This window comes from Nonomuraea sp. NPDC050733, assembly GCF_040654215.1.
In the GTDB taxonomy this organism is placed as follows: Bacteria; Actinomycetota; Actinomycetes; order Streptosporangiales; family Streptosporangiaceae; genus Nonomuraea.
Genome location: NZ_JBFAHO010000042.1, coordinates 42,402 through 57,458, shown reverse-complemented (window position 1 = coordinate 57,458; position 15,057 = coordinate 42,402). Strand labels below are relative to the sequence as shown.

Annotated in this window: 9 protein-coding genes; 1 reads left to right on the top strand and 8 read right to left on the bottom strand. The window is 71.4% G+C overall.

Going from position 1 to position 15,057, the window contains the following annotated elements:
* Positions 1 to 184: 184 nt before the first annotated feature.
* From AB0H64_RS37975 to AB0H64_RS37955, 5 genes are all read right to left on the bottom strand, one after another.
* Positions 185 to 340 (bottom strand): hypothetical protein, encoded by a 156-nt coding sequence (locus AB0H64_RS37975; RefSeq protein WP_357634718.1) that lies wholly within the window; start codon positions 338 to 340, stop codon positions 185 to 187.
* A 514-nt stretch (positions 341 to 854) separates the two neighbouring features.
* The gene (locus tag AB0H64_RS37970) at positions 855 to 1,280 is read right to left on the bottom strand and encodes a nuclear transport factor 2 family protein (RefSeq protein WP_357634715.1); all 426 of its coding nucleotides are present in this window, start codon (positions 1,278 to 1,280) and stop codon (positions 855 to 857) included.
* Positions 1,281 to 1,385: 105 nt separating this feature from the next.
* On the bottom strand, positions 1,386 to 1,961 hold the full coding sequence (locus AB0H64_RS37965) for a DoxX family protein (protein WP_357634714.1): 576 nt from the start codon (positions 1,959 to 1,961) through the stop codon (positions 1,386 to 1,388).
* Positions 1,962 to 2,185: 224 nt separating this feature from the next.
* The gene (locus AB0H64_RS37960; protein WP_357634711.1) at positions 2,186 to 2,797 is read right to left on the bottom strand and encodes a glyoxalase; all 612 of its coding nucleotides are present in this window, start codon (positions 2,795 to 2,797) and stop codon (positions 2,186 to 2,188) included.
* A 79-nt stretch (positions 2,798 to 2,876) separates the two neighbouring features.
* A complete protein-coding gene (locus AB0H64_RS37955; RefSeq protein ID WP_357634709.1) occupies positions 2,877 to 3,233 on the bottom strand; it encodes a VOC family protein in 357 nt (118 codons plus the stop codon).
* 171 nt (positions 3,234 to 3,404) lie between these two features.
* Here AB0H64_RS37955 and AB0H64_RS37950 point away from each other — a divergent pair, with 171 nt between their 5' ends.
* Positions 3,405 to 6,218: a LuxR C-terminal-related transcriptional regulator gene (locus AB0H64_RS37950; RefSeq protein ID WP_357634707.1), complete on the top strand. Its 2,814-nt coding sequence runs from the start codon at positions 3,405 to 3,407 to the stop codon at positions 6,216 to 6,218.
* Between the two features lie 188 nt (positions 6,219 to 6,406).
* Here AB0H64_RS37950 and AB0H64_RS37945 read toward each other — a convergent pair whose 3' ends face one another.
* The 3 genes from AB0H64_RS37945 to AB0H64_RS37935 all read right to left on the bottom strand — a co-directional run bounded on the left by AB0H64_RS37945 (position 6,407) and on the right by AB0H64_RS37935 (position 14,884).
* Positions 6,407 to 8,803, bottom strand: a complete 2,397-nt coding sequence (locus tag AB0H64_RS37945; protein WP_357634706.1) for a SpoIIE family protein phosphatase — start codon at positions 8,801 to 8,803, stop codon at positions 6,407 to 6,409.
* Between the two features lie 42 nt (positions 8,804 to 8,845).
* Positions 8,846 to 13,144 (bottom strand): HAMP domain-containing protein, encoded by a 4,299-nt coding sequence (locus AB0H64_RS37940; RefSeq protein WP_357634704.1) that lies wholly within the window; start codon positions 13,142 to 13,144, stop codon positions 8,846 to 8,848.
* Positions 13,145 to 13,624: 480 nt separating this feature from the next.
* Positions 13,625 to 14,884 (bottom strand): C39 family peptidase, encoded by a 1,260-nt coding sequence (locus AB0H64_RS37935; RefSeq protein WP_357634702.1) that lies wholly within the window; start codon positions 14,882 to 14,884, stop codon positions 13,625 to 13,627.
* Positions 14,885 to 15,057: the final 173 nt, after the last annotated feature.

Below are 15,057 nucleotides of genomic sequence, written 5' to 3'. Positions count from 1 at the left end.
GGAAAATCTTCGGAATGTAAGCGGCCTGAACAAGGCCGTTGTCGACGAGCGGCGCGGCCCTTTGTTTTCCGAACTCCGAGGTATCATGAGCTGCATCGGAGTCGTCCCGTACGGGCGCGTCGTCGGCGTGTGCGCCGGCGCATCAGGCCGCTCACCGCGAGGGCGGGCGGCCTTGCGCCGCCGGTCACAGGAAGAGCTGGACCGTCGCGTTGTCACCGGCCACCAGGACGATGGCCACGACGACGGCGATCAGGCTGACGACGAGAAACGTGCGGCGCGGCGGTCGTACGCGAAACTCTCCGTCGATCCTGATCCTGAGGTGGCGAGAGGACTTCGGCATGACGCCCTCCTTCGGGTGGGTAATGGTCCGGCGGGGTCCGCTGGTTGTGGTCCGATGGACCCCGCCGGGCTGTGATAACGAGCGTATCCCCACTAATGCACGCCGCCAACGATTTCCAGCTCCAACACGTCAATAAGGATTAGTGGCGGGTGTTTCGCCTTCCTCGGTAAAGGCGCGGCGACGCAAAAATCATCAGGATGATGCCGCCCGGTGGATTGAAATGGCGAGCGGCTGAGCACCGGCGTCCGTGACCCGGATCTCGCGGCGAAGCGGCCGCGGCGGAGGACGGGCCGGTCGGTGCGCGTCCCCGTTCGGGCCGAGGCACCCCGGCGACCAGGGCCCGGGTGTTCGCCCGGTCATCGTCAGGCAGTGGTGGCCGAGGGGCGTCCAGGTCGGCCGACGGGAAGCCGACGGGAAGCCGACGGGCTTCCGGGCGAATATGCCTGACGGTCAGCGCCGCATTTCTCGCCGTACAGACGCATTTGCCGGGATTTGTCTAAGGATAAAAGCGGAATTATTCGGAAATGTCGGTGTCGGCGGTGAGGGCGCGCGCCACCGCGAGGCTGTCCTCGTAGATGTGGTACCGCGTGATCAGCCCGTCCTCGACCGTGAGGTGGAGCGCGAAGGCCGAGGTGTAGGCCCGCCCGTTCGCCCGCACGGTCTGCCTGATGTGCCCCAGCACGACCGCGTCGGGCCCGTCCACCAGGATGCGCGTGACCGAGGTGCCGTTCAGCTCGGGCACGTGGTACTCCGCCAACATCCGGAAATGTCCGGCCACGTCACTCCGGCCGGTGCGCCGCCGGATCCACGGCACGGCGGGGTGCCCCTCCTCCGGCCAGTCGAGCTGCCAGTCGATCTCCTCGGCGAACAGCTCGGCGGCCCCGTCGTGGTCCCCCTTGGCCATGCGGCCGAGCAGCTCTTCGACGATCTTCCTGGTCATGGCATGTCCCTTGTCCCTAGAACGTGGTGCCAGGCCAGTCTCACCGAGACCGTGAGGCGCGTCGATTACCTCTCAGGTAAGTGCCGCCCCTGCCGGCGCAGGTGATCAGAATTGGACGTTGGTCATCGTGTACCACGTCGGAGCGAATGCCAGGAGGGTCAGTACGCCGAGGACGGCGAGCGACTTGAGTACGCGTGAAGTGGTCATGATCGCGGGCGCGATGGGCCTCAGCTTCCATCGCCCGACCGCGATGAACGCCACGACGCCGCCCAGCAGGAGATTCGCGGGCACCAGCTCGTATTCGCTGCGCGTGACATGAAAACCAGCCGCGAGGATCATCGTCACCGCCAGTCCAACGGCGGCGAGCGGCGTCAGCTTCGCTTTGACCCCTGTCATCGCCGGCAGGATCAGGCCGATGCCGCCGAGCACCTCACAGACCCCGATGAAGACGATCAGGGGCTGCGACACCGCGGCGTACCAGGCCACGGCCCGGGGCGCTGCCGCATACAGAGCTCCGTCGTACAGCAGCACCTTGCCGAAACCGCTGCCGGCGAAGAAGAAGCCGAACAGAGCTTGAAGCGACCAAAGTGCGCCGTTGAGCGTGAACCATGTTCCGCGCCCCCTGGGCCGCTGCTCGATGTCCTTGACGCTGAGCAGGCTCTCACTGGCGGTCCGGTTCATGTCCTGTCACTGCCTTTCATATCGGGTTGGTCGGGGAACTCGCTGTCGTGCCACCTGCGCGACCCATCGATGCGCGAGGCGGGAGATTCGAATACATCGGCGGTTCGATCGGGTTGCCCGCCGAACCGCGGGCGCTGCCGGCTGCCCTGCCGGTTCACCTGGGTGACCCCGGCCATCGGCTCGCGCCTGCTTGATCACGGCGCGAGGGCGGCCCCTCGCCTGCCTCAGATGGAGGTGCTCTCCCACACGAATCCGTCGGGGTCGGTGAAGGACGTGGCATCGCCGCAGATGACGATCCGGTGCGAGCCGGTGCCCTCCTGGGGGACGCCGGCGTCCTTGGCGAGGGCGCGGCGCGGGTAGAGCGCCAGCGTGACGGCCGACGACGGGGTGTCGAACTGTACGTACTTGCCGCCGAAGCTCTTGGCCACGGCGAGGCCGCGCTCCACGTAGAAGCGCTTGCTGGCCTTGACGTCGGCCACACCGAGGAGGAGTGCGGCCTGGTCGATGTGCCGGGTGGCGGGGCCGGTGTCCTTCTTGGCCGAGGTCGCGATCTTGCAGATCGTCCCGTCCGGGGTGCGTACGACGGCGCCGTAGCCCCAGAAGCTCTTCGTGGCCGGCTTCAGCGTGGTGGCGCCGGCGTCGAGGCAGGCGGCGACGAGGGCGTCGACGTTGCCGGGCTGGGAGGCCACGAGGGACAGCGCGAACCCGCGGAAGCCGGACGTCGGCGCGTCCGAGGCGCGCACGTCCACGTACGGGCTCAGCCCGGCGGCGTCGTAGAAGCCGGCCGCGGCGGCCGCGTCGGGGACTTCCAGGGTGACGGAGGCGAGGGAGGTCATGGGAGGGCTCCTTTGGATGCGATGGGCTGGTCGTCTTGAGGGCGCCCGCCGGGCGGCGGACCTGACAGGGGGCAGGTGCTCAGTTGTCCTGCAGGAGGCCGAGGACGTTGCCGTCGGGGTCGGTGACGGTGGCCACCTGGCGGCCGCCGCCGACCTCGTGCGCGGCCTCGGTCACGGTGGCGCCGGCGGCCACCAACTCGGACAGCCGCGCCTCGATGTCCGGCACGTGCCAGTAGGTCACCGGCGCGGTCATGCCCTGCGGCCCGCCGCCCGGTACCAGCCCGATGTGCTGGCCCCCGACCTCGAACCCGACGTAGTAGACCGAGTCGGTCTGCGGTGGGACGCCGAGCAGCGCCTCGTACACGGCCTTGGCCTTGGCCAGGTCGGACACGGGGTGCAGGACGGTCTTGATCCCGTGGGCGGGGGAGCCGGTCATGGTCACTCCTGTGGTTGTGGGTCACATCGACCCGCTGTGTTCGTATGCACAGCTTTCCTCCCGGCCTGGCCGGTCCACATCCGTGGCGACCACGGAACCCGACCACGGACCCCGACCACGGATCAACGGCACGGATCGCGCACGGTGGCCATTGCGGATGGGAGGGAGGGGATGCGGCACACTGGGGCAGTGGTGACAGGAGCGGAGATCTCACCTCGGGAAGCCGAGGTGCTGGAACTGGTAGGGGCCCATCTCAGCAACGCCGAGATCGCGGCACGGCTGTGCCTCTCGGTGCGTACCGTGGAGAGTCACGTCTCCTCGCTGCTGCGCAAGCTGGAGGTGCCGGATCGGCGGGCGCTCGCCCAGCGCGCGCCCGAGCCGGCCGGCGCCGGCCCGTCGCATCCGGCACCGGTGCTGCCGGCCCCGCTGACCTCGTTCGTCGGCCGGGGGAGCGAGCGGGCCGAGCTGACCGAGAAGATCAAGGCACACCGTCAGGTGACCGCGGTCGGTCCCGGCGGAGTGGGCAAGACCCGGCTGGCGTTGGCGGTGGCCGCGGAGGCCGCCGACGAGTACGTCGACGGGGTGTGGTTCGTCGTCCTGGTTCCAGTCACCGATCCGGACCTGGTCGCCACCGCGGTCGCCGGGGCGCTCGGCCTCGGTGAGCAGCCCGGCCGTGGCATGACCGAGTCCGTGGTCGCGGCGCTGGCCGACCGTCATGCGCTGCTGGTGCTGGACAACTGCGAGCACGTGGTGGACGGGGTGGCGCTGTTTCTCGAGCGGCTGCTGGCGACGTGCCCTCGGGTGACGGTGCTGGCGACCAGCCGGGCACGGCTGATGGTGCCCTTCGAACGGGTGTATCCGGTACCGCCGCTGTCGCTGCCCGTCGATGGTGATTCGGACGCGGTGGCGCTCTTCATGGAGCGGGCGGCGGCGGTGGGCCGGTCGCTGGATCCCGCACTGCGCGACCAGATCGCCGCGATCTGTGAGCGGCTGGATGGGATGGCGCTGGCGATCGAGCTGGCCGCCGTCCGGTGCTCCACGCTCGGGGTGGACGGTATCACCGCTGCCCTGTCCCACCCGCTGCGGATGCTGACCGGTGGCTCTCGTGCGGATGAGCGGCACCGTTCGGTGCGAGGGGCGCTGGACTGGAGCCACGCCTTGCTGGAGCCGACCGACCAGGAGCTGCTGCGCCGGGTGTCGGTGTTCGTGGCGCCGTTCACCGCCATGGCGGCGGCGGAGGTGGCCGGGGGCGAGGAAGGCATTGCCGCCGAGGGACTGGCCCGGCTGGCCGAACAGAGCCTGCTGGTGGTGACGGCGTCCCCGGGCGGGACGGAGTACCGGGCGTTGGAGACCATCCGCCAGTACGGGGTGGAGCGGCTGACCGAGGCCGGTGAGCTGGTCGACACTCGATCCCGCCACATTCGCTGGTGCCTGGCCAGGGCCGCGGAGCTGGCGGTGGCCCGGGAGGACTGGCGGGCCGGGTTCGACGCGGTGGCGGACGATCTGCGTGCGGCCCTGGCGTGGGCCGCCGACCGGCCGGAGCACCGCACGGACGCGCACGATCTTGCCCGCCACCTGGCGGAGCTGACCTTCACCCGTCACCTGATCGGCGAGTCCCAGGGGCGCTATGAGCAGGCCGCCGCGCTCGCCGACGACGACGACGCCTGCGCGTCGATGCTCCGACATGCCGCGGCCGTGGCCGGCTGCCGGATGCACGGTGATGACATGTACCGCCTGCTCCGCGCGGCCGCGGACGCCGCCCGCCGGTCCGGCGACACCGCCGGCGCCGCCTGTGACCTGGCGACCGCCGCCGCCAACGCCTACCGGTTCTCCGGCAAGTTCGCAGGGAAGCTTCCGCAGGAAGAGGCGATCGGGCTCATCACCCAGGCGCGGGAGCTGGCCGGCGACGACCCGGCTGCCCAGGCAGCGGTGGCCCTGGCTGAGGCTGGGCGGGCGCTCACCGAGATCGGCGCCGCGCAGGGCCTGGACGGCGACGCGGTGCGGGTGACGATCGCACGCGCCGAACGAGCGGTCGAACTCGCTCACCGCACGGGTGACCCGCTCGCCGAGTCCGCCGCGCTCGATACGCTCACCTGCGCCCAGAGCTGGGCTGGTGACACGTTCGCCGCCGCCGGCACGGCCCGGCGCCGGGTCACGCTCCTCTCCTCCACACCCGATACCCCGGCCGGTACCCACGAGCTGATCGAGGCGCTCGGCGAGGCCACCGAGGCCAGCCTCGGCACGGGCGACCTGCCGGGTGCCCGCCGGGGGGCACGACAACTCGCGGATCATCCATTGCTGGCGGAGGTCGGCCATCGTGCCACGTGCTGGCTACTGGTGGCCGACGCGTTGGCGGGCAACGTCGAGGAGACACTCACCGGCAGTGTCCGGTTCCTCGACGCGTGGCAGCGGTCCGGCAGCCCTGCCAGATCTGTCCTCGGTCCGCCGGCGGCTGCGGTGGCGGCGATCCACGGTCTCCGCGGCGACCAGGATGCCTGGCGCGAATGGAGCACCGTCCTGAATCAGCTCGACCCCTCACCGGGAAATGCCAACGGCTACGGGGCGATCTTCGACGCGATGCTTCTGCTCCATCGTGGGCGGGCATCGGAGGCGTTGGAGCGGCTGGCGCCTGAGCCCGGCGAGGTGTGGCAATGGGTCACGTGGATCTGGCTGCACTGGTATGTGGCGCTGCGCGCCGAAGCTACCGTGCTCGCCGGGAGCCCCGATGCCGGCGACCGTGTGGCCAAGGCTCGGACCGTCGTGGCCGGCAACCCGGTCGCCGGTGCCTTGGTGGAGCGGGCCCAAGCGCTGCTCGACAATGATCAGGAGCGGTTGCTCGCCACGGCAGCCGCGTTCGACACCGCCGGCTGCCGCTATCAGTCGGCGCGGACCCTGGTGCTCGCCGGCGGTGAGCACGCCGCCCGCGGCGCGGCCGCGCTGGCCGATCTCGGCTTCGCCCCGATGACCCTGCCCCGACACCCCTGACGACCGTTCCCCCGCCTACTTCCGGGGCGTCTTCAGCCCCGACGACCGCACTCTCACCGGGGCCTGGGTCTGCCCGGGCGGGGGCGGCTACGACTCCAACGCCGAGCGCGTCGAATAGCGCGCCGGCTCCGCGACCGCCGCGCGTGCCCCGGCCAGGCGAGACCGGTGGTTGTGCCGGCGCGGTGCTGTCAGCGGAGCTGGATGCCGATGACGCAGGTGTCGTCGTCCGTGTCGGACCTGCTGTACGTGAGCAGGTGGTCGAGCCGCTGCTCCAGCGACGACACCTCCGCCTTGGCGACCGTGAGGAGCTGCCGCTGGGAGTGCTCCAGGCTGCGGTCCTTCCGCTCGATGAGCCCGTCGGTGTACATGAGCAGCACGTCGTCCTTGAGGAGCTGGACGCTGCCCTCGTCGTACCTGGCCTCGGACAGCGCCCCCAGCAGGACGCCGTCGATCATCGGCAGCTCCGACGACTCGCCGTCGCGCAGCATGATCGGCGGGAAGTGCCCGGCCCTGGCCCAGCGCAGCACCCGCGTCTCCGGGTCGAACAGCGCGCAGACGGCCGTCGCCGTCACCTGCTCGGTCAGGTGGTGGGCGACGAGGTTGAGCCAGGTGAGGAGCTGCGCCGGCCCGGCGCCGGTGGTGGCCAGGCCGCGCAGCGCGTTGCGCAGGACGACCATGCCGGTGGCCGCCTCGATGCCGTGGCCGGCCACGTCGCCGAGCGACAGCAGCACCTGCTTGGACGGCAGCACCACGCAGTCGTACCAGTCGCCGCCGACCAGCGCCTCCTCCTCGGCGGGCCGGTAACGGACGGCGATCCGGAGGTCGAACGCTTCGATCGGGCCGTGCGTGGGCGGCATGATCGCCTGCTGGAGCTGGAGAGCCAGGCGGTTGTGCTCGGCCGCCTGCTGCTCGCTGTGCGCGAGCTGGTCACGCGTCGCGGCGAGCGCCACCTCCGTCCAGTGCTGTGCGGAGATGTCCTGGTACGCGCCCCGCACGCAGAGCAGCCGCCCGTGGGCGTCCAGCACCGGCTCGGCGACCACCCGGATGTGCCGTGACACCCCGTCGGAGCGCTGGAGCCGGAAGGCGGTGGAAGCGGGCCGCTGGTGGTGCAGCAACCCGCGCAGGAAGCGGCCGAGGGCGACCCCGTCGTCCGGGTGGGCGTGCCGCGGGAGCTGCTGGAGCGGGATGGGCGTCGCGTTGGCCGGCAGGCCGAGCAGGGAGAAGAGCTGGCCGTTCCAGGTGATCTCGCCGGTGACGACGTTCTCCTCGAAGCCGCCCATGCGGCCGAGCCGCTGCGCGTGCTGGAGCAGCCCCGCCACCCGCGCCGCCTCGTCCAGCACGCGCCACACCAGCAGCACGCAGTCGCCGTGGCGGCTGACGCTGACGTTGGCGACGGCGGTCAGCGGCACCTGGTCGATGATGGCGGTCAACGGCATCCGCTCGGCCCGGAACGCCTCGCCGGTGGCGTGGACGCGCTCGACCTTCTCGAACAGGCCGCCCTCGCCCGCCGCCATCGGGTACGCCTCCAGCAACAGCGCGCCGTTGACCGCGGCCCGGGGGCGGCCCGCGAAGTCGACGAAGTTCGAGTTGGTGTGCTGGATGAGGAAGTCGACGAGTCGTCCGTCGGCGTCGAGGTGGGGCCGCAGGACGAGGGCGGGGTCGTGCAGGCCGTCGGCCAGGTCGATCAGCTCCGACTGGGGCGGGCGCGGGGCCGCCTGCAGGGCCGGGTGCCCCTCCAGGGTGTGGGCGATCAGCTCGGCCAGCGCCTCCACCTGCCGCCGGACCGCCTGCGGCTGCGGCTGGAGGCGATGCGTCCAGGCGATCTCCAGCACGCCGAGGATGCGTCCTCCGGTGCCCGCGGGGACGGCGACCCGGCCGCCGCTCTCCGAGGGCTGGTGGCCGATCGACGGCAGCCCGAACTCCGACAGGTCGGCGAACCACACGGTGCCCCGCTCCACCAGCGCCTGCCTGGCGGGCGTCGCGACGCCGGGCGGCACGTACCGCCACCGCTGCGCCTCACCGGCCGCGAACCCCGCCGCGCCGGCCAGGGTGAGCGAGCCGTCCGTGCCGGCCGCCCACACCGCGACGGCCGTGGCGCCGAGCGGCGACAGCGCGTGCTGGAGCAGCGACTCGCTGACCGACTGGGTGTCGTCCGCGGCGAGCACCCCGCTCTCCGCGGTGCGCAGCCGTACGGCGATCGACGCCTGGTCGCCGGGGTCGCCGCCACCCGGGCCGGGCGCCGTGCCCTCGCGGCCGGTGGCCGCGCTGACGAACTGGCTGGCCGCCTCGGTCAGCCGGTCCTGCGCGGCCTGGTTGACGATGTCGGCGGCCAGTTCGAGCTGCGTGAGCCGGGCCCGCTCGGCGAGGGCGGTGAGCTGCCTGGCGGCCTCGGCCGGGTTGCAGCCCAGCCGCTCCACCAGGATGCCCTTGGCCAGCTCGATCAGGGCCCGGCCGTCCGCCGCAGCGTGCGCCTCGCGCACCTCACGGCGCAGCCGCTCGACGGTGGCGGCCAGCCGCCCGAGGCGGGTGCCTTCATCGGCGGGCTGCTGGGGGTCGTGCACGTCCTGCTCCTCGACGCTGGTCATGGCTGCTGTGGGCCCGGGCGGGCGGGATGGAGCCGCGAGCGGCTACCCCTCCAGCCGGCGCTGGATCCGGGCCAGCAGGTCGTCGGCGTCGACCGGCTTGGTGACGTAGTCGCTCGCCCCCGCGGCCAGGCTCTTCTCCTGGTCGCCGGGCATCGCCTTGGCCGTCACCGCGATGATGGGCAGGTCGGCGTACTGCGGCATCTTCCGGATGGCGGCCGTGGCCGCGTAGCCGTCCATCTCCGGCATCATCACGTCCATCAGCACGATGTCGATCTCCGGGTGGGCGGTGAGGGTCTCGATGCCCTTGCGGCCGTTCTCGGCGTGCAGCACCTGGAGGCCGTGGACCTCCAGGATGCCGGTCAGCGCGTACAGGTTGCGGGCGTCGTCGTCCACGACCAGCACGGTACGGCCGGCGAGCGTCCCGTCGACCGCCTGCGTCACCGGCCGCTGCACCTCCTCGGGCCTGACCAGCGGCAGCACGTCGTGCGGCCCCTCGGCAGAGAGGTGCAGCGCGATGCGCTCACGCAGCTCGTCCAGGCTGGAGAGCAGTTCGAGCGGCTGGGTGCCGGTGCGGGCCTGCAGGTTGGACTCCTGCCCGGGGTCCAGCCGCCAGTTGTTGTACGCCAGGACGGGCACGCCGCGCAGCGCCGAGTCGCCGTCCATGTCCTCCAGGAAGCGCAGCGCCGCGCCGTCGGCCATGTCCAGCTCCAGCACGATGCAGTGGTACGCCTGGGCCGCGAGGGCGGTGGCGGCCTCCTGCACCCCGACGGCGCTGATGACCTCGACGGGCCCACGCTGGTCGCCCCGGTCGCGGTTGTTGGCCAGGTCGGCCACCGCGCTCTCGGCCACCAGCGACAGCAGCCCGCGGTCGCGCCCCTCGATCACCAGCAGCCGGCGCTGCTGCTGCGGCTGGGGCGGCGACACCGCCGGCGTGACGGTCACCGAGCCGGACTCCAGCGCCTCGCGGGCGTCGCGCTCCCGGGCGGAGGAGCCCGCGGCCGGCTCGTCGAAGTCGGGGCGCGCCACCGGCAGGTAGAGGGTGAACACGCTGCCCTTGCCCGGGGCGCTCCGGGCGGTGATCGCGCCGCCGAGCAGGTAGGCGATCTCGCGGCTGATCGACAGGCCGAGCCCGGTGCCGCCGTACTTGCGGCTGGTGGTGCCGTCGGCCTGCTGGAACGCCCCGAAGATGGCCTCCAGGTGCTGCTCGGCGATGCCGATGCCGGTGTCCTTGATCCGGAAGGCGATGGCCGAGCCGTGCATGCGGACCGAGGCCGGGACCTCGGTGGTCGAGGCCGGCTCGATGTGCAGCTCGACGCTGCCCGCCTCGGTGAACTTCACCGCGTTGGACAGCAGGTTGCGCAGGACCTGGCGGAGCCTGGAGTCGTCGGTCAGCACGTCGACCGGGACGCCGGCGGCCGTGGTGACGACGAAGTCGAGGCTCTTCTGCGTGGTCATCGGGCGGAACGTGGCCTCGATGTCGTCGAGGAGCTGCCGCAGCGGCACCCGCTCGGGCGCGATGTCCATCTTGCCCGCCTCGACCTTGGACAGGTCGAGGATGTCGTTGATGAGCTGCAGCAGGTCGGAGCCGGCCGAGTGGATGATGCTCGCGTACTCGACCTGCTTCGGGGTGAGGTTGCGCGTGTGGTTCTGCGCCAGGAGCTGGGCCAGGATGAGCAGGCTGTTGAGCGGGGTGCGCAGCTCGTGGCTCATGTTGGCCAGGAACTCGCTCTTGTACTTCGAGGCCAGCGCGAGCTGCTGGGCACGGGTCTCCAGCTCCTGCCGGGCCTGCTCGATCTCCAGGTTCTTGGTCTCGATGTCGCGGTTCTGGGTGGCCAGCAGGGCCGCCTTCTCCTCCAGCTCGGCGTTGGAGCGCTGGAGCTCCTCCTGCTGGTTCTGCAGCTCCTCCGAGCGGGCCTGGAGCTCCGCGGTGAGCCGCTGCGACTCGACGAGCAGCTCGTCGGTGCGGGCGTTGGCGATGATGGTGTTGACGTTGACGCCGATGGCCTCCATCAGCTGGTCCAGGAACGCCCGGTGGACCGCCGTGAACGCGTAGACCGAGCCCAGCTCGATGACGCCGAGCACCTGCTCCTCGACCACGATCGGCAGCACGACGACCGAGGTGGGCGTGGTCTCGCCGAGCGCGGAGGAGACCTTGACGTAGTCGGCCGGCACGCCGTCCATCGCGATCGTGCGCCGGGTGCGGGCGGCCTGCCCGATCAGCGACTCGCCCAGCCTGAAGCGGGTGGGCCGGTCGGTCCGGGCCGGGTAGCCGTAGGCGTTGATGAGCTTCAGCTCGGTGCCGGCCGGCGACTCCTCGGCCAGGAAGAAGGCGCCGTACTGGGCGGACACGAGCGGGGCCAGCTCGCTCATGACCAGCTCGGCCACGGCGCCGAGGTCGCGGTGGCCCTGCATGAGGCTGGAGATGCGGGCCAGGTTGGACTTGAGCCAGTCCTGCTCCTGGTTGGCCCGGGTGGTCTCGCGCAGCGAGCCCACCATCGAGTTGATGTTGTCCTTCAGGTCGGCCAGCTCGCCCTCGGCGTCCACCGTGATGGAGCGGGTCAGGTCGCCGGAGGTGACGGCGCTGGTGACCTCGGCGATGGCGCGCACCTGGCGGGTGAGGTTGCCGGCCAGCTCGTTGACGTTCTCGGTGAGCCGCTTCCACGTACCGGAGACGCCCTCGACCTCGGCCTGGCCGCCCAGCCGGCCCTCGCTGCCCACCTCGCGGGCGACGCGGGTGACCTCGGCGGCGAACGAGGAGAGCTGGTCGACCATCGTGTTGATGGTGGTCTTGAGCTCCAGGATCTCGCCGCGGGCGTCGACGTCGATCTTCCTGGTCAGGTCGCCCCTGGCGACGGCCGTGGTGACCTGGGCGATGGAGCGCACCTGGTTGGTCAGGTTGTCGGCCATCGAGTTGACGTTGTCGGTGAGGTCCTTCCACGTGCCGGCCACGTTGGGGACTCGGGCCTGGCCGCCGAGCTGGCCCTCGGTGCCGACCTCGCGGGCGACGCGGGTGACCTCGTCGGCGAACGCGGACAGCGTGTCGACCATCGTGTTGATCGTCTGGGCGAGCGCGGCGACCTCGCCGCGGGCGTCGACCGTGATCTTCTGCGAGAGGTCGCCCTTGGCGACCGCGGTGGCCACCTGGGCGATGGACCGCACCTGACCGGTCAGGTTGGAGGCCATGAAGTTGACGTTGTCGGTGAGGTCCTTCCAGGTGCCCGACACGCCGCGCACGGTGGCCTGGCCGCCGAGCTGGCCCTCGGTGCCGACCTCGCGGGCGACGCGGGTGACCTCGTCGGCGAAGGCGGAGAGCTGGTCGACCATCGTGTTGATGGTCTCCTTCAGCTCCAGGATCTCGCCCCGGGCGTCCACCCGGATCTTCTGCGACAGGTCGCCCTTGGCGACCGCGGTGGTGACCTCGGCGATGGAGCGCACCTGGGCGGTGAGGTTGTCGGCCATGACGTTGACGGACTCCGTCAGCGCCTTCCATGTGCCGGACACGCCCTTGACGTCGGCCTGGCCGCCCAGCCGTCCGTCGGTGCCGACCTCGCGGGCGACGCGGGTGACCTCGTCGGCGAACGAGGAGAGCTGGTCCACCATGGTGTTCAGCGTGTTCTTCAGCTCCAGGATCTCGCCCCGGGCCGACACGGTGATCTTCTGGGACAGGTCGCCGCGGGCGACGGCGGTGGCCACCTGCGAGATGTTGCGGACCTGGGCGGTGAGGTTGCCGGCCATGTAGTTCACCGAGTCGGTGAGGTCGCGCCACGTGCCCGCGACGCCCTTCACGTCGGCCTGGCCGCCGAGCTGGCCCTCGGTGCCGACCTCGCGGGCGACGCGGGTGACCTCGTCGGCGAACGAGGAGAGCTGGTCGACCATCGTGTTGACGGTGTTCTTCAGCTCCAGGATCTCGCCCCGGGCGTCCACGGTGATCTTCTGCGACAGGTCGCCCTTGGCGACCGCGGTGGTGACCTCGGCGATGGAGCGCACCTGGCTGGTGAGGTTGCCGGCCATGGCGTTGACCGACTCCGTCAGGTCCTTCCAGGTGCCCGACACTCCGGGCACCTCGGCCTGGCCGCCGAGCCGTCCGTCGGTGCCCACCTCGCGGGCCACCCGGGTCACCTCGGAGGTGAACAGCGAGAGCTGGTCGACCATGCCGTTGAAGACCAGGGCGATCTCGCCCAGCAGCCCGCCGGCGTCGTCGGGCAGCCTGGTGCCGAAGTCGCCGTCACGGACGGCGGTCAGCCCGGCGAGGAGCTGCCGGAGCTCAGGCTCCTGCGCCCTGCTCACACCTCGGCCGGGGCGCGCCTGCTGGCGGGAGCCGCTGGCCGTCGTCTCGCCCATGTTCACCCTCGTTCCGCTGTCCGGCATGCGAGTGCACGTCCGATCATCATTATCGCTATATGGGGCATAACGGGCGGCCGATCCGGGCCGCGCAGAGAATGTACCGGCAAGTAAGCCGTCTCTGTCACGCGGGAGAGGACCGTACGGGTGCGCAGCTCAGCCGTCATGCCGGGCACCGCCCGTGCGGGCGCCCGGTGGCGGTCCCGCTTCTCACGGGCCGGGCCCCGCGCGGCCACTCCCGGAAAGGTCCGGAAAGCAGGCATGGTGCGGCAGGCCCCGCATTTTCTGCGTGAATTGGGGAGGAATCGACTCGCCGGAATCACCTCTCCGGTCGTACCGCTGCCCGCCAGGACGCCGGTGCCGTGAAGCACCACAGAAATGATGCCCCATCGGCCCGCCGCGGATGGCCCTGTTACGGGGCCTTGCCGTTCTCCTGCGTTCCACTGACCGTCCGGCCGGGCGTCCGGGGACCGGAGGGCGTCACCAGCTCGCGGGCAGGCCCGGGACCGTGGCGGGCAGGGCGTGGCCCGGCGGGTGGATGACGTACACGATGCCGCCGCTGCTGGAGCTGCGCTGCCAGACGTTCTCGAAGTCCGCCCGCGGGTACACCCGGCGCACCGCGTCGTTGCCGGACGACGCCGGGTCGTTGGCGATCACGTCACCGGTGGAGGTGAAGCCGACGACCACCATGATGTGCCCGTTGGTCCCGTACCCCGCGCCCGGCAGCTCGCCCTTCTTGAACGACTGCGACGTGATCACCGGGACGCCCGCGGAGATGAACCGTTCCAGCTCCGTGAGCGACCGCAGCCGCGTCACGAACCCGTCCATGCCGTACCGCCCCGCGTGGGCGGTGTTGAACGGCCAGTTGCCCGCCCCCTGGTAGGCGTGGTCGTAGCTGTGGCGCGCGGCGTAGTCCACCTCGGGGGCGGGGTCCGAGGGGTCCACCCAGGCGGTGTCCGCGGCGCTCGGCCACCGGCCCCAGTAGCCGAGGACCATCGTGGTCGAGGTGGGGCTGCACCACGCCTGGCCGCCGCCGTCCCACTCGGGGTAGTGGCCCTCGTGGACGTTCTGCGAGCGGCGCGGCACCGGCAGCTCGACACCCCACGCGCCGCCGGCCGGGCTGGCGGGCACGGTCTTGCGCTCGGGAACGTACGAGGCCATCGCGCCGAGCGTGCGCACCCGCGGCGTGATGCCGGAGCCGGGCGTCCGGTAGAGGGTGAGGCGGAGCTGGTAGGCGCTGATCTGGCGGCCGGCCGCGGCGACCAGCGTGTCGACGGAGACGGTGGCGTCGGCGTCACCCTGGCCGGGCACCGAGGTGCGGCGGATGGCGTCCTCTCCGTACGCCCAGCGGCCGAGCACGTACCACTTGGTCAGCCCCGCAGCGTTGCGGGCGCGCGCCTCGACCTGCATCCAGCTCCCGGCCGGGATGTCGGCGGTCCAGGAGGCGATCAGCTCGGTGGCGGGGAAGCCGATCTGCTCCTCGGGGCCGGTCCAGCGGGCGTACTCCCACGTCCTGGTGCCGAGCGCGTCGGTGTAGGAGGTGGTGCCGGCGGCGGAGGCGAAGGACAGGCCGTCGCCGTCGCCGGCGGTCCCCTCGGGGGAGCCGGTGGAGAAGTCGGACCGCCGGTAGACGACGTCCGAGGAGCCGGTCGCCGGTTTGGCCCGGACCGCTCCAGCGGCGGGACCGGTCAGGGTCGTGACCACTAAGACGGTGGAGACGAACATGGATAAACCGCGCATGTAGCCACCTTGCTCGGACGCCGCTCGACGTGGCAGACAGTAGACAGATCAGGCCTGCGACCGCATCGGGAGATCTACGTATGGCCAGCAAGAGGACCGTGTTTCTCCCGCTTCGTGAACGCGCTGTGAGCGGTCGGTGACCGTCCTCGGGGAGCGTGAAGGGATCTGCCGGG

Excerpts from the sequence above, each read along its gene's own strand:
- AB0H64_RS37965 (WP_357634714.1), bottom strand. The coding sequence starts at position 1,961 with ATGAACCGGACCGCCAGTGAGAGCCTGCTCAGCGTCAAGGACATCGAG.
- AB0H64_RS37935 (WP_357634702.1), bottom strand. The coding sequence starts at position 14,884 with ATGCGCGGTTTATCCATGTTCGTCTCCACCGTCTTAGTGGTCACGACC.
- AB0H64_RS37975 (WP_357634718.1), bottom strand. The coding sequence starts at position 340 with ATGCCGAAGTCCTCTCGCCACCTCAGGATCAGGATCGACGGAGAGTTT.
- AB0H64_RS37960 (WP_357634711.1), bottom strand. The coding sequence starts at position 2,797 with ATGACCTCCCTCGCCTCCGTCACCCTGGAAGTCCCCGACGCGGCCGCC.
- AB0H64_RS37940 (WP_357634704.1), bottom strand. The coding sequence starts at position 13,144 with ATGGGCGAGACGACGGCCAGCGGCTCCCGCCAGCAGGCGCGCCCCGGC.
- AB0H64_RS37945 (WP_357634706.1), bottom strand. The coding sequence starts at position 8,803 with ATGACCAGCGTCGAGGAGCAGGACGTGCACGACCCCCAGCAGCCCGCC.
- AB0H64_RS37950 (WP_357634707.1), top strand. The coding sequence starts at position 3,405 with ATGCGGCACACTGGGGCAGTGGTGACAGGAGCGGAGATCTCACCTCGG.
- AB0H64_RS37955 (WP_357634709.1), bottom strand. The coding sequence starts at position 3,233 with ATGACCGGCTCCCCCGCCCACGGGATCAAGACCGTCCTGCACCCCGTG.
- AB0H64_RS37970 (WP_357634715.1), bottom strand. The coding sequence starts at position 1,280 with ATGACCAGGAAGATCGTCGAAGAGCTGCTCGGCCGCATGGCCAAGGGG.